This window comes from Oceanobacillus neutriphilus (assembly GCF_014645515.1).
GTDB classification, from domain to species: Bacteria; Bacillota; Bacilli; order Bacillales; family Amphibacillaceae; genus Oceanobacillus; species Oceanobacillus neutriphilus.
Genome location: NZ_BMLW01000012.1, coordinates 185,167 through 212,079 on the forward strand (window position 1 = coordinate 185,167; position 26,913 = coordinate 212,079).

General features: G+C 37.2%; 27 protein-coding genes. 18 read left to right on the plus strand and 9 right to left on the minus strand.

The features are described 5' to 3' along the window. Positions 1–22 precede the first annotated feature (22 nt). The 4 genes from IEX29_RS19405 to IEX29_RS19420 all read left to right on the plus strand — a co-directional run bounded on the left by IEX29_RS19405 (position 23) and on the right by IEX29_RS19420 (position 5,351). A complete protein-coding gene (locus tag IEX29_RS19405) occupies positions 23–271 on the plus strand; it encodes a thioredoxin domain-containing protein (RefSeq protein WP_188736361.1) in 249 nt (82 codons plus the stop codon). Between the two features lie 431 nt (positions 272–702). Further along, positions 703–2,451: an ABC transporter ATP-binding protein gene (locus IEX29_RS19410; protein WP_188736363.1), complete on the plus strand. Its 1,749-nt coding sequence runs from the start codon at positions 703–705 to the stop codon at positions 2,449–2,451. A 115-nt stretch (positions 2,452–2,566) separates the two neighbouring features. Next, a complete protein-coding gene (locus IEX29_RS19415; protein ID WP_373290700.1) occupies positions 2,567–4,297 on the plus strand; it encodes an ABC transporter ATP-binding protein in 1,731 nt (576 codons plus the stop codon). 391 nt (positions 4,298–4,688) lie between these two features. Continuing rightward, positions 4,689–5,351, plus strand: coding sequence for a potassium channel family protein (locus IEX29_RS19420; RefSeq protein ID WP_188736367.1), 663 nt, complete (start codon positions 4,689–4,691; stop codon positions 5,349–5,351). An 85-nt stretch (positions 5,352–5,436) separates the two neighbouring features. Here IEX29_RS19420 and IEX29_RS19425 read toward each other — a convergent pair whose 3' ends face one another. The 4 genes from IEX29_RS19425 to def form a co-directional block, all read right to left on the minus strand. Beyond that, entirely contained in the window at positions 5,437–6,051 is a 615-nt protein-coding gene (locus tag IEX29_RS19425; RefSeq protein ID WP_188736370.1) for a class I SAM-dependent methyltransferase, read from the minus strand. A gap of 100 nt (positions 6,052–6,151) precedes the next feature. Continuing rightward, the gene (rnjA, locus tag IEX29_RS19430; protein WP_077601031.1) at positions 6,152–7,819 is read right to left on the minus strand and encodes a ribonuclease J1; all 1,668 of its coding nucleotides are present in this window, start codon (positions 7,817–7,819) and stop codon (positions 6,152–6,154) included. Positions 7,820–7,821: 2 nt separating this feature from the next. Further along, positions 7,822–8,031: a DNA-dependent RNA polymerase subunit epsilon gene (locus IEX29_RS19435; RefSeq protein WP_188736372.1), complete on the minus strand. Its 210-nt coding sequence runs from the start codon at positions 8,029–8,031 to the stop codon at positions 7,822–7,824. Between the two features lie 538 nt (positions 8,032–8,569). Continuing rightward, on the minus strand, positions 8,570–9,121 hold the full coding sequence (def, locus tag IEX29_RS19440; RefSeq protein WP_188736373.1) for a peptide deformylase: 552 nt from the start codon (positions 9,119–9,121) through the stop codon (positions 8,570–8,572). An 888-nt stretch (positions 9,122–10,009) separates the two neighbouring features. Between def and IEX29_RS19445 the strand changes: the two genes are divergently transcribed. The 5 genes from IEX29_RS19445 to lpdA all read left to right on the plus strand — a co-directional run bounded on the left by IEX29_RS19445 (position 10,010) and on the right by lpdA (position 15,909). After that, entirely contained in the window at positions 10,010–10,681 is a 672-nt protein-coding gene (locus tag IEX29_RS19445) for a YkyA family protein (RefSeq protein WP_229720296.1), read from the plus strand. A gap of 451 nt (positions 10,682–11,132) precedes the next feature. Next, a complete protein-coding gene (pdhA, locus tag IEX29_RS19450) occupies positions 11,133–12,215 on the plus strand; it encodes a pyruvate dehydrogenase (acetyl-transferring) E1 component subunit alpha (RefSeq protein WP_188736375.1) in 1,083 nt (360 codons plus the stop codon). 3 nt (positions 12,216–12,218) lie between these two features. Then, entirely contained in the window at positions 12,219–13,196 is a 978-nt protein-coding gene (locus IEX29_RS19455) for an alpha-ketoacid dehydrogenase subunit beta (RefSeq protein ID WP_188736377.1), read from the plus strand. 19 nt (positions 13,197–13,215) lie between these two features. Further along, a complete protein-coding gene (locus IEX29_RS19460) occupies positions 13,216–14,499 on the plus strand; it encodes a dihydrolipoamide acetyltransferase family protein (protein ID WP_188736378.1) in 1,284 nt (427 codons plus the stop codon). A gap of 3 nt (positions 14,500–14,502) precedes the next feature. Next, on the plus strand, positions 14,503–15,909 hold the full coding sequence (gene lpdA / locus IEX29_RS19465) for a dihydrolipoyl dehydrogenase (protein ID WP_188736380.1): 1,407 nt from the start codon (positions 14,503–14,505) through the stop codon (positions 15,907–15,909). A gap of 44 nt (positions 15,910–15,953) precedes the next feature. Here lpdA and IEX29_RS19470 read toward each other — a convergent pair whose 3' ends face one another. Continuing rightward, positions 15,954–16,334 (minus strand): hypothetical protein, encoded by a 381-nt coding sequence (locus IEX29_RS19470; RefSeq protein WP_188736382.1) that lies wholly within the window; start codon positions 16,332–16,334, stop codon positions 15,954–15,956. 347 nt (positions 16,335–16,681) lie between these two features. Beyond that, the gene (locus tag IEX29_RS19475) at positions 16,682–18,349 is read right to left on the minus strand and encodes a BCCT family transporter (RefSeq protein WP_188736385.1); all 1,668 of its coding nucleotides are present in this window, start codon (positions 18,347–18,349) and stop codon (positions 16,682–16,684) included. A 1,302-nt stretch (positions 18,350–19,651) separates the two neighbouring features. Between IEX29_RS19475 and IEX29_RS19480 the strand changes: the two genes are divergently transcribed. The 3 genes from IEX29_RS19480 to IEX29_RS19490 are packed head-to-tail and all read left to right on the plus strand — an operon-like array spanning position 19,652 to position 21,749. Further along, complete coding sequence (locus tag IEX29_RS19480) at positions 19,652–20,494, plus strand: polysaccharide deacetylase family protein (protein ID WP_229720297.1); 843 nt, start codon at positions 19,652–19,654, stop codon at positions 20,492–20,494. A gap of 20 nt (positions 20,495–20,514) precedes the next feature. Beyond that, on the plus strand, positions 20,515–21,477 hold the full coding sequence (locus IEX29_RS19485) for an NAD(P)H-dependent flavin oxidoreductase (protein WP_188736389.1): 963 nt from the start codon (positions 20,515–20,517) through the stop codon (positions 21,475–21,477). Positions 21,478–21,479: 2 nt separating this feature from the next. Then, positions 21,480–21,749 (plus strand): UPF0223 family protein, encoded by a 270-nt coding sequence (locus IEX29_RS19490; RefSeq protein WP_188736391.1) that lies wholly within the window; start codon positions 21,480–21,482, stop codon positions 21,747–21,749. A 39-nt stretch (positions 21,750–21,788) separates the two neighbouring features. Here IEX29_RS19490 and IEX29_RS19495 read toward each other — a convergent pair whose 3' ends face one another. Then, on the minus strand, positions 21,789–22,412 hold the full coding sequence (locus tag IEX29_RS19495) for a YktB family protein (protein ID WP_188736393.1): 624 nt from the start codon (positions 22,410–22,412) through the stop codon (positions 21,789–21,791). Positions 22,413–22,652: 240 nt separating this feature from the next. Between IEX29_RS19495 and IEX29_RS19500 the strand changes: the two genes are divergently transcribed. The 4 genes from IEX29_RS19500 to IEX29_RS19515 all read left to right on the plus strand — a co-directional run bounded on the left by IEX29_RS19500 (position 22,653) and on the right by IEX29_RS19515 (position 25,358). Further along, positions 22,653–22,841, plus strand: a complete 189-nt coding sequence (locus IEX29_RS19500; protein ID WP_077601043.1) for a YkzI domain-containing protein — start codon at positions 22,653–22,655, stop codon at positions 22,839–22,841. 218 nt (positions 22,842–23,059) lie between these two features. Beyond that, on the plus strand, positions 23,060–23,401 hold the full coding sequence (locus IEX29_RS19505; RefSeq protein WP_188736395.1) for a hypothetical protein: 342 nt from the start codon (positions 23,060–23,062) through the stop codon (positions 23,399–23,401). 39 nt (positions 23,402–23,440) lie between these two features. Next, a complete protein-coding gene (locus tag IEX29_RS19510) occupies positions 23,441–24,346 on the plus strand; it encodes an RNA-guided endonuclease TnpB family protein (protein WP_268239101.1) in 906 nt (301 codons plus the stop codon). A gap of 205 nt (positions 24,347–24,551) precedes the next feature. Beyond that, complete coding sequence (locus tag IEX29_RS19515) at positions 24,552–25,358, plus strand: inositol monophosphatase family protein (RefSeq protein WP_188736398.1); 807 nt, start codon at positions 24,552–24,554, stop codon at positions 25,356–25,358. Here IEX29_RS19515 and IEX29_RS19520 read toward each other — a convergent pair whose 3' ends face one another. After that, on the minus strand, positions 25,359–25,532 hold the full coding sequence (locus tag IEX29_RS19520) for a DUF5325 family protein (protein WP_175637037.1): 174 nt from the start codon (positions 25,530–25,532) through the stop codon (positions 25,359–25,361). Between the two features lie 155 nt (positions 25,533–25,687). Between IEX29_RS19520 and IEX29_RS19525 the strand changes: the two genes are divergently transcribed. Continuing rightward, the gene (locus tag IEX29_RS19525) at positions 25,688–25,996 is read left to right on the plus strand and encodes a YlaH-like family protein (RefSeq protein WP_188736401.1); all 309 of its coding nucleotides are present in this window, start codon (positions 25,688–25,690) and stop codon (positions 25,994–25,996) included. Between the two features lie 113 nt (positions 25,997–26,109). Here IEX29_RS19525 and IEX29_RS19530 read toward each other — a convergent pair whose 3' ends face one another. Beyond that, a complete protein-coding gene (locus tag IEX29_RS19530) occupies positions 26,110–26,313 on the minus strand; it encodes a YlaI family protein (RefSeq protein ID WP_077601046.1) in 204 nt (67 codons plus the stop codon). Positions 26,314–26,466: 153 nt separating this feature from the next. Here IEX29_RS19530 and IEX29_RS19535 point away from each other — a divergent pair, with 153 nt between their 5' ends. Further along, on the plus strand, positions 26,467–26,739 hold the full coding sequence (locus IEX29_RS19535; RefSeq protein ID WP_188736403.1) for a YbyB family protein: 273 nt from the start codon (positions 26,467–26,469) through the stop codon (positions 26,737–26,739). Positions 26,740–26,913: the final 174 nt, after the last annotated feature.

Genomic DNA, 26,913 nt, shown 5'->3' on the forward strand with positions numbered 1-26,913 from the left:
CAAAAAAATAAGGAGTGACATCATGCAGATTTATGATATTCTTCCTGACCTATCCAAAATTAAACCCTTGCCCGGCAGCAACCAGTCTCTTTTATTATCAAGCGGAAGACCAATTCTTGTTATTTTTTGGTCTGTAAGCTGTTCATCCTGCAGTAATTTTTTGAAACAGCTGGCTGAGGTTCCGGAAATTAAGTCAAAGAAAGTTGTTCCCATTTTAATTCATATATATTTAGATAGAGAACAGGTAAGCTTATCGACAATAAAAAAATAAGCTGGATCAGCTGCACTTTGATGCAGTTTCCTTAAATGATATAGATGACCGGCTGTCAACCACATTTCAATTCCGTTATGTACCAGCGTTATATTTATTTGATAAACAGGAGAGGCTTCGGTTTAAACAAAGCGGAAAATCTTCTACAAATTTGATGGAACAGCGTTTAAAGCGTTTATTAAACGAAAAGTAAGTAGTAATCCCTCTGTTCTTTATAGAATGGAGTTTTTTTATTGTGACAGTAAAAAAGTTTCAAGGACAATAAACGAATTATTCAGAACAATATGCGGCAATTCATTCCCTTAAATAGGTATTTTGATGGAAAAAAACTTTTTTAAAATAATTTTCAAAAAAATAGCACAAAACAGTAGAAATTTATTTCGGAAACCGTTATATTAGTTATTACGGAAAAGTGAAAGGAGGAATAAATTTTGAATATTTTTAAAAAATTAAAGCGATTTTATTGGCCTTATAAGAAATACTTTATTTGGTCAATTATTGGTATGCTTATCGTGACAGTTATTACAGTCGTTTATCCAATTATACTTCAAATTACAATTGATGAAGTAGTTGCTGAACAGAGATATGGATTGATACCTTATATCTGTGGCGCCTTTTTAGGGTTAATGATGATAAAAGGGGTGTCTACTTTTTTCTTTCAGTATCTGGGCGATATATTTGGGATGACTGCTGTATATAAGCTGCGTGAATCATTATATGATAAGCTGCAGGCGCTTGCATTTAAGTACTATGATAATGCAAAAACAGGAGATATTATGTCCCGGCTGACTGCAGATGTGGAAGGGTTCCGTTTCTTTCTCTCTGTCGGTTTTGCAGAATTGATCCGAGTTGTTTCTTTGATGCTGATAAGTATTTCAGTTATGTTTTATTATTCTATTCCTCTAGCACTTATAACAATGGCTGCAATGCCGTTTCTGGCATTTGTTGTTTATAAATTTGATAAACAGGTTCATCCAGCCTTCCGAAGCATCAGACGTTCCTTTGGCAGATTAAACACAAGGGTACAGGAGAACATAAGCGGGATGAACACAGTGAAGTCATTATCAAGAGAAGATTTCGAGATTGGCAGATTTTCTACTAGTAATGATAATTATCGGCAAAAATATTTGTATACTTCAAGTCTATGGGCGAAGTATTTCCCGGTAATGGAATTTATCGGGAATGTTAGTGCGGTGGTTTTATTAGCGTTCGGTGGTTTTTTTGTAATAAACGGCTCCATGACGACAGGAGAATTAATGGCATTTTTCAGTTTAGTCTGGTTCATCATGGGACCGCTTATGAACTTAGGATTTATCATTAATCAATTTTCTCAGGCAAAAGCATCCGGAGAACGGCTGCTGGAGATTCTGGAAGCACATGAAGACATCGAAGAAAAGTCTGATGCCATAGATACGGAGATTCAAGGTCATGTAACATTTAAGGATGTGACGCTAACGTATATTGAAGATGATGATGAAGCATTAAAACATATCAGCTTCGATGCTCCGCCTGGCAAAACGATTGGTTTAATCGGTGCAACTGGCTCTGGGAAAACAAGTATTACACAGCTGCTTACAAGGTTTTATGAGCCGGAGGAGGGGGAAGTTCTGATCGATGGGCGCCCTGTTTCAGACTATAAGCTGAAAAGCCTCCGCAGCCAAATCGGATTTGTTCTTCAGGAGCCATTCCTGTTTTCAACAACGATTAAAGAAAATATTTCTTACGGTACGCCTGGAATTAAAGAAGAAGAAATTATAGCGGCAGCAAAAATGGCGCAAGCACATGATTTTATCATGGAGCTTCCAAACGGATATGATACGCTTCTGGGAGAGAGAGGAATGGGGCTGTCTGGCGGGCAGAAACAGCGGATAGCAATTGCCCGAGCAATTTGTATCGACCCTAGTATTCTCGTTCTGGATGATGCTACATCTGCTGTTGATATGCAAACAGAGCATAAAATCCAAAAGGCTCTGCGGGAAGTGATGAAAAACAGAACATCCTTTATTATTGCACACCGTATTTCCTCTTTAAAGCATGCAGATGAGATTTTAGTGCTGGAGGACGGGGAAATTGTCGAACGGGGTACACATGATTTCTTATTAAAAAATAATGGACCTTATGAACGTATTTACAATATCCAATATCAGGACCGCGAGGAAATTATGAGCGTGGTTAACTAAAGGGAGGTGCGAAATTTTGGCGAAAGTAAAAGAAGCTAAAAAACAAAGTAATCATTTGGAACGTTTTCAATATACGATAGACCAGGCAATTGAGAAGCCGTTTAACTGGAAACAGATGTGGAGATTACTTCAGTTTTTAAAGCCATATTCAAAAACATATCTGCCGGGGGCAATTATAGCGATGGTTATTGCTACCGCTGTCCGGTTAGCCATACCTATTTTAATTGGTAAAGTAGCTGTAGATATAGCGATTTCACGCAGTGATACAAATCTTCTGATCTATCTGGTTGTAGGTATTGCTATTCTTTATATGATCAGTTTTGTTGCCAATCGCTTTCGGATAAAATGGGTTAATATCCTGGGGCAAAATGTTATTTATGATTTAAGACAAAAGTTATTTTCCCATGTACAGAGACTTTCACACCGTTTTTTTGATACTCGTTCAGCGGGATCAATACTTGTACGGATTTTAAATGATATCAACTCTTTGCAAGAATTGTTTACAAATGGAATTATTAATCTACTGATGGATATTTTAATGTTAAGTGGAATTATTGTTATTCTTTTCATCATGAGTCCGCCTTTAGCATTGGCTGTCGTCATCGTTATTCCGCTGATGTTTATTATATCTACTACATTAAGAAGGAAAATAAGACGTTCCTGGCAAATGGTCCGTCTGCAGCAATCCAGAATGAATTCGCATTTAAATGAAGGACTTCAAGGTATGCGCATTACCCAATCCTTCTCACAGGAAAAAGAAAATGCAGAATTCTTTGATGGAGTAAACAGCGGTTATTTTAACAGCTTCCGTGATGCAGCGAAGAAAAGTGCTTTTTTCAGACCGCTTGTGGATATTTGTGATGCAGCAGGAACCATTATATTAATCGCTTTTGGCTCTTATTTAATTCTAAATGGAACGATTGAATTGGGAACATTTATTTCCTTCGCCTTTTTCTTAGGAATGTTCTGGGAGCCTATTTCCAGGCTTGGACAGATGTATAATCAGCTATTAATGGCAATGGCATCTTCAGAACGTATTTTTGAATTCTTAGATGAGCAGCCTAATGTCGCTGAAAAAGAAGATGCTTTTGAGATTGAAGAAATGGCAGGAAAAATTGAATTTGATGAAGTAGAATTTGCTTATAATGCAGATCGTTTAGCTTTAAAGAAAATTTCACTGGATATTCAGGCAGGGCAGACGATTGCTCTGGTCGGGCATACGGGAAGCGGTAAGTCTACCATTGCAAATCTGATCAGCCGTTTTTATGATCCTACATCTGGTGCAGTAAAAGTCGATGGTCATGATCTGCGTGATGTTACGCTGGACAGCCTAAGACAACGAATCAGTGTTGTTCTGCAGGATACGTTTATTTTTTCAGGAACGATCATGGAAAATATTCGTTTTGGGAGACCGGATGCAACGGATGAAGAAGTAAAAGAAGCAGCAAAAGTTGTCGGAGCAGATAGTTTTATCAGCCGTTTAGCGAATGATTATGAGACAGAAGTAGAAGAGCGGGGAAATATTTTATCTGCTGGAGAAAGGCAATTATTATCCTTTGCAAGAGCACTGCTGGCAAATCCAAGTATTATTATATTGGATGAAGCAACAGCAAGCATTGACACAGAATCAGAAGTGAAAATCCAAAAGGCTTTGAAGCGTTTATTAAAAGGAAGAACATCCATTATTATTGCGCATCGTCTGTCCACTATTAGGGAAGCAGACTGTATCTATGTTCTGGAGCAAGGTAAGGTTTTAGAATATGGAAGCCATCAAGAGTTAATGCAGCAGCATGGAAAATATTATGATCTTGTAAAATCACAATTTACAATGCTGGATGCAATGTAGTAAAGAAAAGGGGAGCAGTTGATTATAAACTGGCTCCCTTTCTTTTAACTTTATTAAAACAGCCGAGAAGACTCCCTCTTCAAGCGCTTGAAGGCTTTAATCAAAGTGATAAAGGGGAGATGAATCGCCTGCCGACAAGAGATTGCTTTTTGATCAGTAACTATTCATAAATAAATAGAACGAACGTTCCTTTTCGGTCCTTCTTCTGATATAATAGAAAGAAAGAGGTAAGGGACCATTGCAATTAACCGCAGGGGCTGCGGGGATAGCCTGATCCATAACTGACCAATGGGTCGGTGTTCTTAGGAATCTCCCGCTTCAAGCAACCAATAAGGTTGATAAGTGGGGGTAGTTCAAGTTAATATAAAGAGCAGAAGAATGGAGGTTTCTTATGAAAAAGGATTTTGCAGTTATTGGGCTGGGCAGATTTGGAGGCAGCATTTGTAAAGAGCTGAGCGATAAAGGAATGCATGTTCTGGCTATTGATTCTGATGAAGCTAAAGTGAATGAATATAAAAATATTGCATATCATTCCGTTGTACTGGATGCAACCGATGAAGATGCCTTGAAAGAAATTGGAATTACAAATTTTGATCATGTTATCGTCGCTATCGGTGAAAATATACAAGCAAGTATTCTGACAGCCGTTATATTAACTGATTTGGATATAAAAAGAATTACTGTCAAAGCACAGAATGATTATCATGATAAAATATTAAACCGGATTGGGGTCCATCATGTTGTTCACCCGGAACGGGATATGGGAAAAAGGTTAGCGCACAGCTTTATTTCGAATAATATCTTAGAGTATCTGGAGCTTTCCAATGAGTATAGTATTGTAGAGGTTATTGCCGGCAGGAAAATGATTGGAAAGACTTTAATCTCACTCGACGTCCGGGCGAAGTTTGGGTGTAATATTGTTGCAATAAAGAGTGGATCGGAAATTGATGTCTCCCCTGAAGCGGACAAGCCTTTAAAAGAAGGGGATATACTTATTATTATAGGAGCAGATCATGATATTAACAGGTTTGAAAAAGCCTTGATTTTTGACTGAAAATAAAAGAACCTTCCATTAGTGAAAGGTTCTTTTATTTTAATTCATTTTAGAGGGAAAAGCTCCAGATATGTACTTAAAAAAATTAACTGCTCAGGCGGTAGATAACGATTCGTTCATCTGGATTAAGCCAATAAGCTTTTAGTTTTATCTCCATGAATAAATCAAATGGACTGTAGTAATCAAGAAATTGAATGTAACTTTCGTGCGGATAATATAAGATAATATCCACCTCTCTTGGGATATTCTCCACAGATTTTTGGATGTTAGAGACAATATGCTTAAAAATTTGCACAGAAAAAGGATTAAAAAAGTAAAACCGGTTATCTTGAGGTTTAATTTGATATTCTTCTGCTAAACAACAGATAAATTGAATTTCAGACCCGCCGCTTTCAGGATTTACTAATTGCTTATATGCTTGTAAATTATGCTCGGCATCATTAAAAAAATCTGAATCCATTTCAATTCCAGTAACAGATAGATGCTGAAAAAAATGAAGATAAAAAGGTAAACGTCCTTTTCCGCAGCCAAAATCAATAACAGTGTCCTGTTTGTCAAAAGTATAAGATACCGTCAACCTTTCCAGAGCACTATATGGGGTAGGTTCATAAGGGTTGTAGTGATGTGATTCAGGGTATATCGTTTTTTTATTCTCCATGGTATGGATATTTAACAGCTTATCATAATATTTATCTTTCATTACCTGTACCTCTTTCTAAAATAGACAACAGTGTTTGAATCATTTAAAGAAAGCTTCATTCACCTCTTAGTTTGCTTGAGGTGAATGAAGCTTTTGTTCTTTAAATTTCCATGATGATTGGCAATACCATTGGACGACGCTTTGTTTTCTCATATAGGAACGGAGCAATCGTATCTGTAATTTCATTTTTAATTTCAGACCATTGTGTTGTCCGGCGTTCCATTACTTTTTCCAAATGCTTGGCAACAAGCTTTTGTGCATCGTTGATAAGGTCTTCTGATTCACGCATATAAACAAAGCCGCGGGAAATGATATCTGGACCTGCTTCAATTTTAAATTCTTTCATGTTAATACTTACGACGACAATAACTAATCCTTCTTCAGAAAGAATGCGACGGTCTCTCAGAACAATATTTCCAATATCGCCAATGCCGCTTCCATCTACATAGATGGAGCCGGATGGAATCTTACCTGCGATGGAAGCTTGTTCTTTTCCAAGAGCCAGTACGTCACCATTATCCATGATGAATGAATGGTTTTCTTCCACCCCGCATAATTCAGCCAGTTTCGTATGTTCTTTTAACATACGGTATTCGCCGTGAATTGGCATGAAATATTTTGGTTTAATTAAGCGCAGCATCAGCTTTTGCTCTTCCTGACTTCCGTGACCAGAAGTGTGAATATTACTCAGTTTTCCATGAATAACATCTGCTCCTGCACGATACAGCTTATTAATTGTTCTGCTTACACTGACAGTATTTCCAGGGATTGGTGATGATGAAAATACAACCGTATCTCCAGGAATTAATTGAATTTGACGATGCGTTCCATTGGCAATCCGGGAAAGTGCTGCCATTGATTCGCCTTGTGAACCTGTACAGAGGATCGTTACTTCATTTGCCGGAAGACGATTAATTTGGTTACCTTCAATAAACGTATCTTTTGGAGCTTGGATATAACCCAAATCCAGACCGATGTTTATTGCGGATTCCATACTTCTTCCGAAGACAGCTACTTTACGGTTATGTTTAACAGCTGCTTCAACAACCTGCTGTAATCGATAGATATTAGACGCAAATGTAGCAAATATCAGTCTGCCATCAACACGGCTGAATATATCTTGGATGCTTTCGCCAACAACGCTTTCAGACATTGTAAATCCGGGCACTTCACTATTCGTACTATCGGATAGAAGGCATAATACCCCTTCTTCGCCAATTTGAGCCATTTTAGAAAGGTTTGCAGGTTCGCCGACAGGGGTAAAGTCAAATTTGAAATCACCTGTGTGCACAATATTTCCGGGCGGTGTTTTTACAACAACCCCAAATGAATCTGGAATACTGTGTGTCGTGCGGAAAAAGCTTACGGAAGTCTTACGGAATTTAATAACATCATCTTCTTGAATGGAAATTAGCTTCGTGCTGCGTAATAAGCCGTGTTCTTCCAGTTTATTACGGATTAGACCGATTGCTAACTTTCCAGCATAAATTGGCACATTAATTTGTTTTAATAAAAATGGGATTCCACCAATGTGATCTTCGTGACCGTGTGTTACAAAAAGACCTTTAATTTTATCTTGGTTTTGTACAAGATAGGTGTAGTCCGGGATAACATAATCAATACCAAGAAGCTCATCCTCAGGGAATTTAATTCCTGCATCAATAAGGATGATTTCGTCTTGGAATTGAACTGCATACGTATTTTTGCCGATTTCCCCAAGTCCGCCTAGGGCAAATACAGCAGTCTGATCATTTTTTACAAACTTCATTGTTATACATTCTCCAATTCGAACTTGCCAGTACTTTTTTCGTATTCGAGATGTGCCTCATCTAATACTTGAATGTACTCAATGTTAATATTACGGTCACTAATTTTTGATCTTGCTTCTCTTAAGGATTGCGCTTCTACATAAAGGCTCTCCGTGCGTTCTCTAACAGGCACTTGATTTAATGATGCCTGATATAATACTTTAAAAATCATTTCATCTCTCCTTTAAAATTTAAAACTCTATTACGTTAGGGTTATTATTTTGATGTGTTATATTCCGTTATAAAAGGTAAGTTTCCGTCAGCTCACCTGAAAAATGGCTTTTTACCGTTAAAAATTATTGTTTGGCGGTTTAATTATTTATTAGTAGTTGGTACACGCCCCTCTTTGCCCAGTAAATCCTTTAAACGTTTTTTGAGTTTCTCTTTAAGACGTTTCAGCATAAGGACTCACTTCTCCTTCCGATAATTTAGAAAAGCAAATTTAACCCTCTACCGTCCAATCCTCTTATCTATAGTATAGTACGAAATTGGAAAGAATTAAATAAAAAACGATAAATAATTAGAAAAACTCGAGTTTACCTACTTTTTTTTGAGCGGATAAACTCGTTTTTTTTAAGGTCTTTCCTAGAAAGGCCGTGCTTTGACGTTATAAATAACAATCGTCTGATCGAATCGTATAAACTATTTCTATCATCGTCTAAATCAACAAAATTATACAGTTTTGAAAAGAAATATCACGCAGACATGCGTCAATTTATCTCGATTGCATTATCCGGAATAGCGAAAGGATTGTCTTTATTAATCCGATCAAAGAACATAACACCTTGCAAATGATCGATTTCATGCTGGAATACAACAGCCGGATAATTTTTCAGCCGGAGTTTCACAGGATTATCATTAATATCTGTTGCAGTTATTGTAATACGGGCATGTCTAGGAACATATCCTTCTATAACACGATCAACAGATAAACACCCTTCTCCATTTTGTAAATATGACTGCTCTACAGAATGACTGATAATTTTAGGATTGGCTAATCCCATGCTGTATTTTTTCCCTTTGCTATCTTCAAAGTGCAGTGCAATCAATTGCTTTTCTACACCAAGCTGTGGTGCTGCCAGACCTACGCCGGCTCTTAAGTTATATTTTTCGGCAATTTCTTCATCTTGGCTGTTTTTTAAGAATTGAAGCATTTCTTCTAATAACTGTTTATCATCTCCTGATAATGGAACATCGACCTTTGCAGCTTTTTTAGTTAAAGAAGGGTGACCTTCTCTGACAATATCATTCATTGTTATCATGTTTATGACTCCTTTTATAGATTTATCTTTATAACTCAACTTTCGCACCTAAGAATAAACATTGCTGAGCATGTTTACCATGCAACACAAAAATTTGTTCTGTCAGATCTGCCTTTTATTTGTTCAGTTATTTCAGTATAGAACATCCTGCTAGCGGAGGCGGACCGTTTTGACTCCTGAAAGAAAAGCGGAAAGCGTCGTTTAAAAACGTAACAACTGGACCGAAGCAACTGAGATAAAGGAATCATGCCCCTTTAGGGGTATGCCGACGTTAGGTTTCAGCCTGCTTTTAGTCGGCCTTCCTTTACTTTAACGGATGATGACTTTCACCCGCGGGGCATAAGCGCGACTTTAGCTCTGTCTGCGCCTGACGGCTTGCCAGTCACTAAGTCTTCTTTATCGTAGGGCGCTGTCGGGAAGTTGTCTAGTTTTTGACGCTTGTAGCTGAAGAGCGTGCCCCTAGGCAGGCTAAGGTCGCAACGTCCTGGGGTTGCGATTACTCACCCCATCGAAAAGAGTTGTACGTCGAAAGCAAAACGGTCCGCCGCAGCGGTCGCTTTACACTTTACCTTCTATCTTTGTCAACAGATATATGGAAGAGATGATCAACCCCTGTTTCTATGGATAGGAAGTTTCTTTTTAAAGTGCGAAAGTTGAGTTTATAACACATTAAAAATTTATGTTAGACAAGTCTGTTGATTATAGTAACACATATTTGAATTAATGATATTTCATATTATAAAATCAGGAGGAGAAGATGTAAAAGCTTTTACTCTTTTCTTCCCTGACTCTTAATGAGTATGTTACAATTTTAATCATGTATAGTCGAAGGATTTAAATGGACAACCAAGAAGTAAAAAAAGAAATGTACATATTGGAGGTTTTTTTGTGTCAAAAAAGGTTTATATGTTTGCAATCATTATTTCATCTATATTGTTAATTACGGCATGCAGTAGTAAATCTTCTGAAGAAAAAATACATGACCATTTGGAAGAAGCGATTAATTTAGAAGAAGATTATGAAACGCTTCAAGGTGAAATTGAAGAACTTGAATTACAAGAAAAAGAAATATTTAATCAGATTGTGGATCTTGATATGGATCAATTTGATCAAATTCAAGAATTATCGCAGGATGCAATTTCTCTTTCTGATCAGAAGAAGGATAAGCTGGGTGAAGAAAGGGAAAGTATAGAAGCATCAGAGGAAGAGTTTGTCCAGGTTGAATCTATTATTACTGATTTAGAAGATGAAAATGTAAAGCAGGATGCAGAAGAAATGTTTGAAATTATGACAAACCGGTATGAAACATATTATGATTTAAATGATACTTATCAAACTTCTGTAGAGCAGGAGAAAGAGTTATATGAAATGCTGCAGTTAGAAGAACTTGAACAGGAAGAAGTAACCAGTCATTTAGAGGCTTTAAATGAAAATTATGAGACAATTATTTCATTAAATGAAGAGTTTAATCAATTGACAGCTGAGTACAATGAAGCAAAACGTACATTTTATGAAGCTTCTGATTTGAATGTGACCTATGAAGACGAAACAGATGAATAAGCAAAATGATAAGACACCCTATACCGTTGCAATAACGGTATAGGGTGTCTTTCTTATGAAACAGAGCTCTAAATAACACAGGCGGACATTTCCATCATGCAAAAAAATTGAAAAGTAGTTTGTTAAGTTTTGAGACAAAACTAATACAGTTTTTTTATTAAGTAATACAGTTTAAACTTAAAGGAATGATGGAAGGAAAGCCCTTGTGAGATATATTGAAAATCAAGAAGCAAAGTGATTGACCATCATAAAAAAATGAGCTAAGATAAGAGAGGATAAAAATTGTATTACTCTCTATTGCTCGTCCTTTTAGAACAGTAATGATAAAATGGTACAGATTAAGAAATCCTGTATCAGGGTAAATGACTTTAGTATGTAATTTTTATTGTTTAAGGGTAGAATAGATAAAGAATACTTAATTTTGATATAAGAAAGGAAGAGGTGAATCATTTTGAAACAGGTACTTGAAAATATTGAAAACCAATTCGAAATGTTCCAAGTTCTAGATGAAGATGGAAAAGTTGTAAACAAAGATGATCTCCCTGATTTATCAGATGATGAATTGAAGGAGTTAATGAGACGTATGGTGTATACTCGTATACTTGACCAGCGTTCCATTGCACTTAATCGTCAAGGGCGTTTAGGCTTCTACGCACCAACAGCAGGCCAGGAGGCTTCTCAGTTAGGCAGTCAGTTTGCGTTAGAGCAGGATGACTTTATTTTACCAGGGTATCGTGATGTTCCACAGTTAATTTGGCAAGGACTTCCGTTATATCAGGCTTTCTTATTCTCAAAAGGGCATTTTCATGGGAACCAGTTCCCGGATGAAGTAAGAGCGTTAAGCCCGCAGATTATTATTGGCGCACAGTATGTTCAAACAGCTGGTGTTGCTCTTGGTCTGAAAAAACGCGGCAAGAAAAATGTAGCAATCACTTATACTGGTGACGGTGGTACTTCTCAAGGTGATTTTTATGAAGGAATAAATAATGCCGGTGCATTTAAAGCTCCTGCAATTTTTGTTGTGCAAAATAACCGTTTTGCTATCTCTGTTCCAGTAGAAAAACAAACAAACGCAAAAACATTAGCTCAAAAAGCTGTTGCTGCAGGTATTGAAGGAATCCAAGTAGACGGTATGGATGTTTTAGCAGTTTACGCTGCAACAAAATTTGCCCGTGAACGTGCGGTCGCAGGTGAAGGTCCAACATTAATTGAAACATTAACTTATCGTTTCGGACCGCATACAATGTCTGGTGATGATCCTACCCGTTACCGTACAGAAGACATGGATAAAGAGTGGGAGAAAAAAGATCCACTTGTTCGTTTCCGTAAATATCTGGAAGGTAAAAAACTTTGGACTGAAGAAGATGAAAACAAAGTAATTGAGGAAGCGAAAGAAGATATTAAAAAAGCAATTAAACAAGCTGAACAACAACCAAAACAAAAAGTTACAGATTTAATTAATCATATGTACGAAGAGCTTCCAACTCACTTACAGGAGCAAAAAGAAATCTACGAAGCAAAGGAGTCGAAATAAATCATGGCACAAATGACAATGATTCAAGCAATCACTGATGCAATGCGCGTAGAATTGAAAAATGACGAAAACGTGCTTGTATTTGGTGAAGATGTTGGGCAAAATGGTGGAGTTTTCCGTGCTACGGAAGGTCTTCAAGATGAATTCGGCGAAGATCGTGTATTTGATACACCGCTTGCTGAATCAGGGATTGGCGGTTTAGCCATCGGTTTAGCAATGGAAGGATTTCGTCCGGTTCCGGAAATCCAGTTTTTCGGCTTCGTTTTTGAGGTAATGGATTCTATCAGTGGTCAAATGGCCCGCTTGCGTTATCGTTCTGGCGGCCATTATAATGCGCCGATTACTGTTCGTGCTCCATTTGGCGGCGGAGTTCACACACCTGAATTACACGCAGATTCCTTAGAAGGACTTATCGCTCAACAACCAGGTGTAAAAGTAGTTATTCCTTCTACACCATATGAAGCAAAAGGTTTACTAATCTCTGCAATTCGTGATAATGATCCAGTTGTATTCTTAGAGCATATGAAATTATACCGCTCTTTCCGCGGCGAAGTTCCGGAAGATGCCTATACAGTTGAAATTGGAAAAGCTGATGTAAAACGTGAAGGATCTGACGTAACATTACTTGCTTATGGAGCAATGGTTCATTCTTCATTAAAAGCAGCTGAAGAATTAGAAAAAGACGGTATTTCTGCTGAAGTAATTGACTTACGTACAGTTTCCCCGGTTGATTATGAAACTATCTTGGAATCTGTTAAGAAAACAAATCGCGTTGTCTTTGTTCAAGAAGCACAACGTCAAGCTGGTATTGCTGGACAAGTTATTTCCGAAGTCCAGGAAAGAGCAATTTTACATTTAGAAGCTCCTATTCTTCGTGTTACTGCACCAGACACAGTTTATGCATTCTCTGATGCAGAAGAAGTTTGGTTACCTGATCATAAAGACATTATTGAAAGAGTAAACGAAGTAATTAATTTCTAAATTTTAGGAGGACAAATTCATGGCATTTAATTTTAAATTACCTGATATCGGTGAAGGAATTCACGAAGGCGAACTTGTTAAATGGTTTGTTAAAGAAGGCGACGAAGTAAAAGAAGACGACGTGCTTTGTGAAATTCAAAATGACAAATCTGTCGTTGAAATTCCGTCTCAAGTTGACGGGAAAGTTACTAAAATCCATGTAGCAGAAGGTGAAGTTGCAATTGTAGGTGATACATTGATTTCATTTGATGCTGAAGGATATGACGATGAGGAAGAGGAAGAAACAAAATCTGAAGATACTTCTTCTGAATCTAAAGAAGAAAAAACAGATGACAGTGCTGCAGAAAAATCAGAGGATACAGATCAATCTTCTGATGATAAGCGTGTTATTGCAATGCCTTCTGTCCGTAAATTTGCACGTGAAAATGATGTGAATATTAAAGATGTACAAGGCTCTGGTAAAAATGGCCGTATTACAAAAGAAGATGTGGAAAACTTCTTGAGTGGAGACCAGCCTAAAGCTTCTTCTGATGCTGCAGAAGCTGGAGAAACGAAAGAAACTGCAACTTCTAAAGATGCAACAGCTGCTCCGCAAGGTCAGTATCCGGAAACTCGTGAGAAAATGACGGCAATGCGTAAAGCAATTGCAAAATCAATGGTCAACTCTAAATCGAAAGCTCCACACGTAACATTGATGGATGAAGTAGATGTAACAGAATTAGTAGCACACCGTAAGAAATTCAAAGCTGTTGCTGCAGAACAGGAAATTAAGTTGACTTATTTACCTTATGTAGTTAAAGCATTGGTTTCTGCAACCAAGAAATTCCCGATTTTTAACTCTTACATCGATGAGGAAACAGATGAAATTGTACAAAAACATTACTACAATATCGGAATTGCTGCAGATACAGAGCGTGGACTTTTAGTTCCTGTTGTGAAGGATGCAGATAAAAAATCTATCTTCCAAATCTCCAGCGAAATTAATGAATTGGCAGTTAAAGCTAGAGATGGTAAACTAAAACCAGACGAAATGAAAGGTGCTTCCAATACGATTTCTAATATTGGTTCAGCTGGTGGTCAATGGTTTACTCCAGTATTAAACTACCCTGAAGCAGCTATTCTTGGAATTGGTCGTATTGCAGAAAAACCTGTTGTTCGTGATGGTGAAATCGTAGTGGCTCCAGTTCTTGCTGTATCCCTAAGCTTTGATCATCGTATCGTTGATGGTGCAACTGCTCAAAATGCGTTGAACCAAATCAAACGTTTATTGAATGACCCACAATTAATTATGATGGAGGCGTAAGTCATGGTAGTAGGAGATTTCCCGGTAGAAGTAGATACACTTGTCGTTGGTGCTGGTCCAGGAGGCTATGTTGCAGCAATTCGTGCAGCACAGCTGGGACAAAAGGTTACAATCGTTGATAAAGGTGAATTGGGCGGTGTTTGTTTAAACGTTGGATGTATTCCTTCTAAAGCGCTTATTGAAGCAGGACACAAATATCAGAATGCTAAAGGCTCTGAGGACTTAGGTATTACAACAGAAAAAGTAAACCTTGACTTTTCTAAAGTGCAAGAATGGAAAGGCTCTGTTGTAAACAAACTTACTTCTGGTGTTCAAGGACTATTAAAAGGAAATAAAGTTGATATTGTAAAAGGTGAAGCTTACTTCGTTGATGAGCATACTGTAAAAGTTGCTGATGATAAAAGCTCTCAGACTTATAAATTTAACAATTGTATTATTGCTACTGGTTCTTCACCAATTGAAATTCCTTCTTTCAAATTCTCTGAAAGAGTATTGGATTCTACAGGTGCATTGAACCTTACTGAAGTTCCTGAGAAATTGGTTGTTATTGGTTCTGGTTATGTTGGAACAGAGCTTGGTACAGCTTATGCAAACTTTGGCACAGAAGTAACGTTCTTAGAAGGCGCGAAAGATATTCTTGGCGGATTTGAAAAGCAAATGACACAGGTCGTTAAAAAAGCTTTGGATAAAAAAGGCGCTAAAATTGTTACAGAAGCGATGGCTAAAGGTGCGGAAGAAACAAAAGACGGTGTAAAAGTAACTTATGAAGCAAAGGGTAAAGAGGAAGTAGTTGAAGCAGACTACGTGCTTGTTACAGTAGGCCGCCGTCCAAACACTGAAGAATTAGGATTAGAACAAGTCGGCATTGAAAAAGATGACAGAGGTCTGGTTAAAGTTGATAACCAGGGAAGAACTTCTGTAAGCAACATCTTTGCAATTGGTGATATCGTTCCAGGTCCGGCACTTGCTCACAAAGCATCTTATGAAGCTAAAATTGCAGCAGAAGCAATCAGCGGTGAAAAAGTAGCAATTGACTACAATGCAATTCCGGCAGTAGCATTTACTGAACCTGAATTAGCAACTGTAGGTCTTTCTGAACAAGCTGCTAAAGATGCAGGCTATGATGTAAAAGCAGCGAAATTCCCATTTGCTGCAAATGGACGTGCATTATCATTAAATACATCAGAAGGCTTCGTGAAGTTAGTTACCCGCAAAGAAGATGGTCTTATCATCGGCGGCCAGATTGCTGGTCCAAATGCGAGTGATATGATTTCTGAAATCGGGCTGGCTATCGAAGCTGGTATGACAGCAGAAGATATTGCATTAACTATTCACGCTCACCCAACATTAGGTGAGATTACAATGGAAGCTGCAGAAGTTGGATTAGGTACGCCGATCCATACAATGTAATTTAAAAAAAGACATGCCCCGGATTTATTCGGGGCATGTCTTTTTTAATATATAATTTGATTACTTGTATCTACAATAGACTCTAATGTATCCATGATCTGCCCGCGTGACATTGCATTTTCAACTGAAAAAACAACTGATTCATCTTTGAGTAAGTAAAAACTATTTGTACTTAAAGTGTAATCCGCCGGTAAATCCTGACTGCCCATTGTACGTTTTTCAGGATTGGAAAGCTCTTTTGGATACTTTGCCTTCAAATCAATAAATGTATTCATATAGCTATCATTATCATCATCTGGAGGAACATATATAACCTGATAATCCGTAAATTGAAATTCGATTACTTGTATCTCCTCTTCCGATTGGCAACTATTTAATATAGGGATGATCGTAAATAATAGTAGAATGATACTAAATTTCTTCATTCTATCCCACCTCTTCCAGAAAATAAAACAAGTATCTACCTTTTTTATTTTCATACGATATACATAGCTTAACAAATATATTTTATGAATTTGCAGATGTTATAAAATAGTAAAGAAAATGATATTAGAGTAACATTCAATTGTAGCAAAGTGTAATACTTTAAAAGAAAAGTAATGAAAAATAGATTTTTTATGGTGATAAATATTTTGTCGAAGAAAGATTGTAAATATAAAAGCTCTCCTTAAGTATAATGTGACTCTATACTTAAGAAGAGCTTTTTAGTTAAATTCATTCGGATACACCTGAATTGAAATGTGTTTTCTTTTCAAATCAACATTCTTTTAAATTAAAATTCGTTTTTGTATTCTTCGTCCGCGTCAGGAAGTGTTTTCTCAAATCCTTCTTTCATTTTCCTGATTTCTTTTTTCTGTCTTTCGCGGAATTCTGGATCATATCTGCGCTGTCTTGCTTCCAAGGTCAAAATTTTATGCTCGCTTTTCAATGCTTTCAAGAGAGAATAGCACATAAAGATCATTAAAATAGCGAATGGGAATGCTGCAATCAACATGGCCATTTCAAGTGCGCTTAATCCGCCAGACCATAGTAGAACGGAAGCGATAGCTGCTAAAATTAATCCCCAGATAACCTTTATCCCCATGCCGGGATTTAATTTACCGCCTGTTGTAAGCATACCAAGCACAAAAGTCCCGGAATCGGCAGAAGTGATAAAGAAGCATGAAACTAAGATAACACCGATACCGATGATAACAGAAGCCATTGGCATAGACTCAAGAAAAGCAAATAAAGCAACTTCATTGCCCAGTTCATTCATTAATTGATGAATCATACCGCCTTGAGCTATATCCATTTCAAGTCCTGCAACACCGAAAATAGAGAACCAGATAGCACTGAATACTACTGGCACAGCAGTTACCCCGATAACAAATTCACGAATTGTTCTTCCCCTGGAAACTCTGGCAATAAAGGTTCCAACAAACGGAGACCAGCCAATCCACCATGCCCAATAAAATAGTGTCCAGTCATTCAGGAATTCTCTGTCTCCTTCAAAAGCATTGGTACCTAACGTCATACTCGGCAGATTCTGTAGATAATTCCCCAATGTTGTTGTGAATGTTTCAATCATCTGTGTAGAAGAGCCAAGGATGAAAACAAAAACCATTAACCCAATAGCAAGAACTACGTTAGTCCAGCTCAGATAACGAATACCTTTATTTATACCTGTTGTAGCAGAAAGCATAAATAAAGCTGTGATAACAAAAATGACAATCAAATTGGTTGTAAAATTATTTGGAATACCCTCAAATGTAAAATTCAACCCGGCTGTAATCTGTGTTGCACCGAGCCCGAGGGAGGTTGCAATACCAAATACAGTAGCAAAAACAGCTAATGTATCAATTGCAATACCCAGCCCGCCTTTTGCACGATCCCCAATCAATGGTGCAAAAACAGAACTGATTAATGCAGGGGAACGATGCCGGAATTTAAAATAAGCCAATGCCAATGCAAGCACTGCATATACAGACCATGGATGAAATCCCCAATGGAATAAAGTGTATTGCATAGATTGTTCTGCTGCCGCTAATGTCTCCGGTTCAGCAGAAGGGGGAGAATAATAATGAGTTATGGGTTCTGTGACGCCATAGAATACAAGGCCGACACCCATACCCGCGGTAAATAAAAACGCAAACCAGGTAAAATAACTATATTCCGGCTTTTCATCAGGCTTACCTAATTTAATTTTTCCATAAGGTCCAAAGACAAGAAAGAGTGCAACCAGGATGAAACCTGTTGTAACCAGCATATAAAACCAGCCGAATGTGTTTGAAATAAAACCATCAATAATTCCTAAGACATATTCGACATTTGCAGGGAAGAATGTTCCCCAAATAAGAAATACAAGTATCAATGATATCGATACCCAAAAAACGGGCGTAATTGTTTTTGATTTAATAATTATGACCTCCTTATAACGTAAGTAATATAAGCTAAGCATCGTCACTATCTTCTATATAACAAGAAAATGTTCTATTGTATTTATCCATTCTGATTACTATTGTGTTGAAAAGTTCAGTTTGTTAAAGGGTGTTTCTTATATTTCCCCCCTTAAATGCAGATTATCCAAAAACTGATACTGAAATTGAAAATACTAAAAAACAAAAATATATACTGATTTTTATGTATTATGCATTTTAACGTTTTTAACGATAGTTAGTAATAAACGTAATATGAATTACGTTATTTCAGGATAAATCAATAGCTGCTTAAAGCATTATCTTTTTGTTTTGGACTGGTTTAATGCCTCTTCATTAAATAAATACCTATAACAGACTAACAATCCTTGAACCTTATTGTCAAACCATTTGATATAGCACTTGTACAGGCAAACAAAAGGTGTATGTATTACTTCCGGGTCTTTTTATACTTACCTCAACTTTCGCACCTAAAGAATAAGCAACTATACCTTCCTACCCCAGGATGAGCATGTTCTTCATTATCCTAATTGGATTTTGTCACCTTTTTATTGAAATGCAGATTGTGTATAGCGCCTTCAACCAACCACTACGCTTTCCATGGGGACGGCTTCAGCTAACTTGAAAAGAAACCCGCTTTTCAAGTGGATCTTCAGCTCGCCCTGCGATGCACAAATGTTTCCGGGCGAGTAATCGCAAAAGCTCTTCGGTGGGACGAGTAATCGCAGTCCCAGGACGTACAAGTGCAGGCGTTGTGACAACACTTTTCGATGGGGTGAGTAATCTTAGGCCCCAGGAGTCACGGGTTTAGCCTGCGAACCACTTAGGAGTCTTCGTGGTTGGTCTGCTCTGAATTAGGCTTCTACAGTGAATGAAAGGAATCATATCCTGATGGAGTTGGATGAAGTCATTGCTTTTTGCTTGATGAAAAGATCATTTTAGCATTTCAAATGGTTAATGTGGCAATTGAAACTATGACACACCACACAGCATGAATAGTAAATATCGGGAATAGCTTTTATGAATAGAAAGTAATCGTGGCCTCACACATTACCGTCTTTCTAGCTATAGTTTATGCCTTGTAAAGAGTTAGGTGGAAGGAACAATCAACACATGTCTCTATAATCGGCAAGTTATTTTTTAGGTGCGAAAGTTGAGTACTTATTATTAAAAATAAGCAAACATACTAAACTCCTTTTGTTCAATATACATTGGTTGCTCATTGTAAGAAACTGGCTTATAATAAAATCAGAATTTTATAATGGATTATGGAGGTTTTTGATAAAATGTTACGAAAAAGCGGTTTTGTTGTCGTATTCCTTCTAATGTTGGGTATGATAGTAGCCTGCAGTTCTGATGATCATAGTGAAAGCAATGCAGAGAAGCCAGAGGAGGAAACAGAAAATAACCAAGAGAGCGAGGAAAGTGAAAGCTCCGATGAAGAGGCTGCAAATGAAGAAGCTGATGAAGAGGGCAATGAAGAGAATGAAGCAGAGGATCAGGAGCCGATATACTATATAGATGAAGAAACAGCATCTATTCGTCCTATTAACGACGATGATGATGAGAACGTAATTCTTCTTACTATCGATGATGCGCCTGATAAGTACGCTTTAGAAATGGCTGAAACACTGCAAGAAAAGAATGCAAAGGCTATATTTTTCGTGAATGGACACTTTATTGAAGATGAAGAAGGTCAGGAAAAGCTGAAAGCTATTCATGAAATGGGATTTCCAATCGGTAACCATACATATTCCCACCCTGTTATTCCAGATATTCCTGAGGATGAACAGACAGAGGAAATTGTCAGTCTAAACGATAAAGTTGAAGAAATTATTGGAGAGCGTCCAAAATTTTTCAGAGCACCACATGGGGCAAATTCAGACCATTCACGTGAGGTTGTAAAAGATGAAGGAATGGTTTTAATGAATTGGACGTATGGTTTTGATTTTTTTGAGGAATATCAGGATGCGGATAAATTGAAAGAAGCATTGATTTCAGGAGAAGCACCGGAAATAGGCGAGGATCAATCATTGCTTCATTCTGGCGCAAATATTCTTATGCATGATCGTGAATGGACCAATGAAGCATTAGGTGATGTGATTGATGGTCTTAGAGAACAGGGATATAAGTTAGCTGATCCTAATTTAATCGAAACATTAGAATAAGATAATGTGGAGGGGAAACCGTGTACCAAACAAGGATTACCAAGCTGTTAAATATTAAATATCCAATTGTTCAAGGCGGTTTGGCATATTTGGCTTATGCTGATCTTGCTGCTGCAGTTAGTAATGCCGGAGGTCTTGGACAAATCACTGCGATGAGTTTGCCGGATCCAGAAAGTCTGCAAAAAGAAATTCATAAGGTAAAGCAGCTGACTGGAAAGCCATTTGGCATCAATTTTGCAATTGGCCAGCATGGCAGATTATTTGAACATATGGTGCAGGTTGCTATTGATGAACAAGTTCCAGTTGTTTCTATTACCGGCGGAAACCCGGCCGGTGTTTTAGATATGCTGAAAGACTTTCCTATAAAAACACTTGTCTTGGTAGCATCCTCCAGGCAGGCTCAAAAAGCGCAGGAATTAGGTGCAGATGCAGTGATGGTCGTTGGGCAAGAAGGTGGAGGTCACCTGGGCAGAAGTGATACAGGGACCATTGTTCTAACACCGCATGTCGTTGATGCGCTAGAAATCCCGGTTATTGCTTCTGGCGGTATTGTTGACGGAAGAGGTCTCATGGCTGCACTTGCTCTTGGTGCAGAGGGAATTGAAATGGGAACAAGGTTTATTGCAACAAAGGAAATACAGTCGCATATAAATTATAAACAAGCGATTTTGTCTGCAGATGAAGGAGACACAGTTGTGATAAAGCGTTCGTTAGGAACTCCAGCCAGAGCTTTACGGAGCCCTTTTACAGAAAATATTCTTTCGCTGGAAGAAAAGTACGGGAATAATTATGAGCAGTTAAAAGATTATATTAGTGGAGAGGTAAATCAAAAATATATTCATTCAGGTAACGAATCATCAGGTTTTGGATGGGCTGGTCAAGGAGCCAGCCGTATTCATCAAATTTTAAGCGTGAAAGACTTAATAAGCTCCATTATAGATGAAGCGGACCAGATTCGAGGAAAATGGAGTAAAGAGGTGTAAACATGAATTACGCATATCCAATGGATGAGACATGGTCTACACAGGAGATTATTGATGTAGTGAACTTTTTCTCTTTAATTGAACAGGCATATGAGAAAAAAGTCAGGCGTACAGACCTTTTGCATCTATATCGTCGATTTAAGGAAATTGTTCCTTCGAAAAGCAGAGAAAAGCAATTGTTTGAGGAATTTAAACGGTCTTCCGGATATTCCAGCTACCATGTTGTGAAAAAAGCAAGAGAGTCGGAAGAAGCATTAATTTCCATGACGTAAAAACAGCCCCTAAACTAATTTAAAGTTTAGGGGTTGTTTTTATGCATCGCGGCTGTCTATTGCCAATCGGTAAAGAGGAAGCAGCTGTTCATATGTCTTTGTAATGGTGGTGAATAGTTCCTTATCATTTTGTAAAATAGGATCATCATAAGATAGGTGCCTGCCAATTAAGAACTCGGCTTTTTTTACATCCCGGAAACGTTCTAAATCTTTTTGAGATAATTCTTCCAACGACATAGAATCTTTCTTTGTATGGTCTAATGAGACAACAAATGATTTTGGAAGGCTTTTTATTTCAGCAAAGCTGTCTAAATAGTTCTGTGCAATTTTCTGTTTGTTTGGCAATTCATAGATAAGTGCAAGCCAAATAAATAAATGGTCATCAAATAAACCAACCTGAAAATGGGGGTGCTTTTTATATCCTCTTTTATTATCAGCAATTGCTAACCAGGTATCCCTCGGCGGATTGACGGTTCTCCGTGCATGCTTTGCAATATGTAAATAAAGCTCTTGACCAGTTTTTTCTGATAAATATGATAGGAGCTCTTCACCTATCGCTTGAAATTTTGGCTGTATTCTATTTTGGATAGCTTCCATACGCTCATCTAAGCCATCGATTAAAAATGTTTGGAAATCTTCTTTATTAAAATGATGTAATTCCACAAATGACACCCTTTCTTTAATATTGTGTATCTTTTTTGATATAGAATATTATTCTTCATCTATAGAAAGAAGTCAAGCAAGACCCAAAGCAGGTTTCAATTCTTTAAATAGAGGGAATAGAGAGATAACAATAAATTGTTTTTGTTATTTTAGGTGAACAATTTATTTTGTAAAACATAATATATAGCACATACATGAAACGAATTTAATCAATATGTTTTCAAGTTAAGGAGTGATAGGATGAAATATGTTATGGAAGCTCTCCGGCGAAAAGAAGCAGAAGAACGTCTCCCTGTCATAAAATTAGAGATTGATTATGAATTGGCAACATTGTACGAGGCTATGCAGGATGAGGATACTGTACAAATAATTAAATCCAAAGAGAGATTAAAGCAGCTTAGTGAACAATGGATGGCTCTCATGGATTAATAGGATAGCATTTCACCCTAATATATGGCAGCTTTCTTGATAAGAAAGAGGCGTATTAGGGTTATTTATTATAAACTTAGAATAAAAAGTTTAGACATTCTCTTTCTTGGCTAAAATCACATATGATATTTGAAAAAAGAATAAAATCATTGATAAATCGATGTTCATCTTTATACCTATGATGTGATTCGTAGTATAATAGACAGGAAGTGAAGCCAATGCTTGAAATAGTAAACCGTGGTTATGTGTATCGTGCTGCCCCCATTTCTCAAGAAGTGGAAATGTATTTACGTCAATGCTTCGGTGCAGACCGCAAAATATATAATCTGCATGTAGCTCACTTATACAATTATTTGGAGACAAATAATTATCAAATTGGAGACAAGCTGCCTTCTTTAAAGAAGATGAGAATGCCTACTGTTTCTATGTTCAAAAAACAATGTGTCAATGAGGACAATGAAGCTTATTTATATCTTGGAGATGCCTATGCTTCCAATGAAGCAAAACAACATTTTAATAAGGCAATAACTGCTTTTAATAAGATGGCATATAAGAAATAATATAAGAAGTCTGCTCTAAAACGTCAAAAGACCTTAGGGATAGAACCGACATTTCGTGATTTGAAAGGAATACCAACGTTTCATTCCCGTAAAGGGAGCAAAGCCAGTTATACGACATTCAATCACAACGGAACTATCTACATGAAGGAGGACATATTATATCTTCCATCTGCACAAAAGTCTTCTGTAAAAACAGTTGGATTAAAGCTAAACACACATAGAGACTTACCGCAAGCTAGTAAAATAAAACATGTAACGGTTACGATGAACACGAAAGGACAATTTGACGTGTCTATTTGTGTTGAATTTCCATTGGAAATAGAAAGCATTGGTACACCTACTAATATTCTGGGACTAGACTATTCGCAATCTCATTTTTTCGTAGACAACGAGGGTAAGAAAGCCAATTATCCACACTATTATCGAGAAATGGAAGAACGTCTAGTGAAAGAACAACAAATATTATCACGAAGGAAGAAGGGATCGAAACGTTGGGAGAAACAACGTCTTGTTGTTTCCAGGTTACAAATGAAAGCAGCCAACCAACGAAAAGATTGGCTTCACAAGAAAGCCTATGCGCTTGCAAAACGTTATGACATGATTGTGGTAGAGAATCTGGATCTTCGTGCTATTAGACAAAACAAGTATTATGCCAAAAATCAGCAGGATAACGGTTTTGGTTATTTTCGACAGTATCTAACATACAAATTAGAACAACAAGGAAAATATTTTATCAAAGCGTCGAAAGATTTTGCGTCGACGCAATTATGTTCAACCTGTGGATATAAGCATACGGCACTAAAGGGAAATGCAACTATAAGAGAATGGGACTGCCCTTCGTGTGGCAGCCATCATGATCGGGATAGGAATGCTGCGTTCAACCTGAAACAATATGGAGAACGTTATACGAAAGAAGAAATTCTGCCACAAACCGTTGTGGTTTAAATCCTACAAACGGGTTGCTTGGAGCCCAGACAGTATCTGTCGCATGATTTAAAGGGCAAGACACTGGTCTTGTTGTCCGCTGTAAATTCTAAAGGTTGCAAAACCTTACAAGCCCGTGATTTCAGTCATGGGGTGTTAACGATTGGTCTAATGGACAGGAGTTTGATAAAATAAGCTTACTTGAAGTTTTTGGAGGCGATGGATAATGAATCAGCAACAAAGACAGGAAATTTATGAAACAGCAAAGAATTGGATATATGAAGCAGGCAGCTTCATTCGTGAGCATATGGATGAGCCGTTGGATATTGAAACAAAATCGAATCCAAATGATTTAGTAACGGTTCTTGATAAGCAGACAGAGAAGTTTTTCGTAGATCGTATTCATCAATATTATCCCGAACATCATATTATTGGTGAGGAAGGATATGGAGACGCATTAACAGAAGTTGATGGAACAATATGGATTATTGATCCCATTGACGGAACAATGAATTTCGTCCATCAAAAGCGGACCTTTGCCATATCAATCGGAATTTTACATAATGGCGTGGGCGAAATAGGCTTTATATATGACGTTATGGGCGATATTTTATACCATGTTAAACGTGGAGAAGGCGCTTTTAAAAATAATTCAAAATTAGCTCCGCTGGACAAGGAGAAAAAGCTGGAAGAAGCTATTGTCGGCATGAACCATTTTTGGTTATGTGAGAACAAACTGGTAGATTATCCGGTGATGCAAAAATTTGTGCGTAAGGTGAGAGGAACACGTTCCCATGGTTCTGCGTCATTAGAATTGGCGTATGTTGCTGAGGGAATTCAAGATGCTTATCTGGCTTTAAGCCTTTCACCGTGGGATGTAGCTGCAGGAATCATATTGACTGAAGAAGTTGGCGGTATTGCAGGAGATATTGATGGAAATCCTTGGAATCCTTTGGAAAGGTCGTCCTCTTTAGTGGCTAATCCGGCAATTCATCAATCTATCGTAGATTTTATTAAGGAAGGAAGGAAATAATTATCCCTTCCTTTTTTTCTTGTTGGACATCGCAAATCCGAATGTAGAAAATGCCAATATAATACATAAAATGATAGCCCAAACACTTCGGAAAGCAATAGCCAGTCCAACTAAAATAAATAATAGAACAACTAAAATTGCTAACAACAGCATTGGAATGTCTAATTTCTTCATTTTTCAACCGCCTTTATTATCTGTCCACAGATTAGTATAAAGGATATCGCGGAGAACTTCAAAAAACAGACATATAATTTTTTATTTTTCTCTAGTCATATGGAAGCACTTTTAGTATGATTAAGGGAGCGTAAAGATAAGGTGGCGTTTAAATAATGGTATTAGAGTATATCCTTAAAATGAATGGAATTGAGCATATTTTCTGGATTTTTTACGTAATTAATTTAATTCTCTCAGCAGTAGCTTATCAGTTGGGCTTTGCTAAGAAGCTCCCGGTTTTAAAAAATATGATTGTATACATATTATTGATGATTGGTACATTCGTCGTAACAATTTTCTCAACAGTAATGAGAATGCCTACAGTAGAATGCTTAATTATTATAATATTTGTATTAGGAATCTATCGTTTTCGATTACATCGTGAAAGAAAGAATCGACAAGATGTGCAGGAAAGTAATTCGTAAACGCACACAGATTAGAGCGCCAATTCCTGGAAAATTGTGAATATGTACTAATAAAAGCAGAGAATCCATTTTGGAATCTCTGCTTTTTTAGATGATAAAAAGCTTACAACGGATTATAAGTAGTCATCTACTTTCTTTGTTTCCTGATAGAATCGAAACTTACCTGTAGCCAGCCGTTTTTTTGTATTTTCTTCAATGCGTTTATAGCATGGAGTGCATAAATGAATATTTTTTCTGCGGTTACGTAATCTTTTTGCATGTGGTGAATCATTTTCTATTTCTTCTACTTTATCACATATGGTGCATTTAACCTGCATTTTTTCACCCCAATTCGACAAAAATAGTAAAACGATATCTTATATTAGTATAGCATAATTTTATAATCAAATTAAATAATCAAAGTTTGAAAAGGTGAAAAGTGGGAATCATATAACTAAAGTGAGTGCCTGAATTCTTGAAAGGGTGATTATATGAAAAAAAGATATGTTGTATCAGCGTTAGGAGCAGTTGGAGCAGGAGTTGCCGGAGTATTATTGTCAGATAGAAAAAAACGAAAAAAATTAAAATCGGCTGCAGGTACACTAAGAGTATTTGAAAATGCGGGAAAACCTGATGAGTCTACTGATGAAGAATTAGACCAGTTGGAAAATGCAAAGATGGTTTCAGAAGGGTCCCAATTTGGAGTACAGTATTACAACGAGAAAAAGGATAAAATGTATCAGCTCTCAGAAGAAGATGAATAATACAAATAGCCCGCCGGCCGATTTGTTTAACTAAAAACATTCAGCAGGCGGGCTTTATTATTACCATAGAAATCACTAGCATTGCATTAATTATGTCTAATAATACAAAATAATCCTAATTTTCGGTTTTTACTGTTTTAAGCCATAAAAAAATCCTTTATAATGAATTGGTCA

What these genes read in the sequence shown, in the direction of transcription:
- IEX29_RS19405 (WP_188736361.1), top strand. Translation starts at nt 23, where the DNA reads ATGCAGATTTATGATATTCTTCCTGACCTATCCAAAATTAAACCCTTG.
- IEX29_RS19415 (WP_373290700.1), top strand. Translation starts at nt 2,567, where the DNA reads ATGTGGAGATTACTTCAGTTTTTAAAGCCATATTCAAAAACATATCTG.
- IEX29_RS19420 (WP_188736367.1), top strand. Translation starts at nt 4,689, where the DNA reads ATGAAAAAGGATTTTGCAGTTATTGGGCTGGGCAGATTTGGAGGCAGC.
- IEX29_RS19425 (WP_188736370.1), bottom strand. Translation starts at nt 6,051, where the DNA reads ATGAAAGATAAATATTATGATAAGCTGTTAAATATCCATACCATGGAG.
- rnjA (WP_077601031.1), bottom strand. Translation starts at nt 7,819, where the DNA reads ATGAAGTTTGTAAAAAATGATCAGACTGCTGTATTTGCCCTAGGCGGA.
- IEX29_RS19435 (WP_188736372.1), bottom strand. Translation starts at nt 8,031, where the DNA reads ATGATTTTTAAAGTATTATATCAGGCATCATTAAATCAAGTGCCTGTT.
- def (WP_188736373.1), bottom strand. Translation starts at nt 9,121, where the DNA reads ATGATAACAATGAATGATATTGTCAGAGAAGGTCACCCTTCTTTAACT.
- IEX29_RS19455 (WP_188736377.1), top strand. Translation starts at nt 12,219, where the DNA reads ATGGCACAAATGACAATGATTCAAGCAATCACTGATGCAATGCGCGTA.
- IEX29_RS19460 (WP_188736378.1), top strand. Translation starts at nt 13,216, where the DNA reads ATGGCATTTAATTTTAAATTACCTGATATCGGTGAAGGAATTCACGAA.
- lpdA (WP_188736380.1), top strand. Translation starts at nt 14,503, where the DNA reads ATGGTAGTAGGAGATTTCCCGGTAGAAGTAGATACACTTGTCGTTGGT.
- IEX29_RS19470 (WP_188736382.1), bottom strand. Translation starts at nt 16,334, where the DNA reads ATGAAGAAATTTAGTATCATTCTACTATTATTTACGATCATCCCTATA.
- IEX29_RS19475 (WP_188736385.1), bottom strand. Translation starts at nt 18,349, where the DNA reads ATGCTTAGCTTATATTACTTACGTTATAAGGAGGTCATAATTATTAAA.
- IEX29_RS19480 (WP_229720297.1), top strand. Translation starts at nt 19,652, where the DNA reads ATGTTGGGTATGATAGTAGCCTGCAGTTCTGATGATCATAGTGAAAGC.
- IEX29_RS19490 (WP_188736391.1), top strand. Translation starts at nt 21,480, where the DNA reads ATGAATTACGCATATCCAATGGATGAGACATGGTCTACACAGGAGATT.
- IEX29_RS19500 (WP_077601043.1), top strand. Translation starts at nt 22,653, where the DNA reads ATGAAATATGTTATGGAAGCTCTCCGGCGAAAAGAAGCAGAAGAACGT.
- IEX29_RS19505 (WP_188736395.1), top strand. Translation starts at nt 23,060, where the DNA reads ATGCTTGAAATAGTAAACCGTGGTTATGTGTATCGTGCTGCCCCCATT.
- IEX29_RS19515 (WP_188736398.1), top strand. Translation starts at nt 24,552, where the DNA reads ATGAATCAGCAACAAAGACAGGAAATTTATGAAACAGCAAAGAATTGG.
- IEX29_RS19520 (WP_175637037.1), bottom strand. Translation starts at nt 25,532, where the DNA reads ATGAAGAAATTAGACATTCCAATGCTGTTGTTAGCAATTTTAGTTGTT.
- IEX29_RS19525 (WP_188736401.1), top strand. Translation starts at nt 25,688, where the DNA reads ATGGTATTAGAGTATATCCTTAAAATGAATGGAATTGAGCATATTTTC.
- IEX29_RS19530 (WP_077601046.1), bottom strand. Translation starts at nt 26,313, where the DNA reads ATGCAGGTTAAATGCACCATATGTGATAAAGTAGAAGAAATAGAAAAT.
- IEX29_RS19535 (WP_188736403.1), top strand. Translation starts at nt 26,467, where the DNA reads ATGAAAAAAAGATATGTTGTATCAGCGTTAGGAGCAGTTGGAGCAGGA.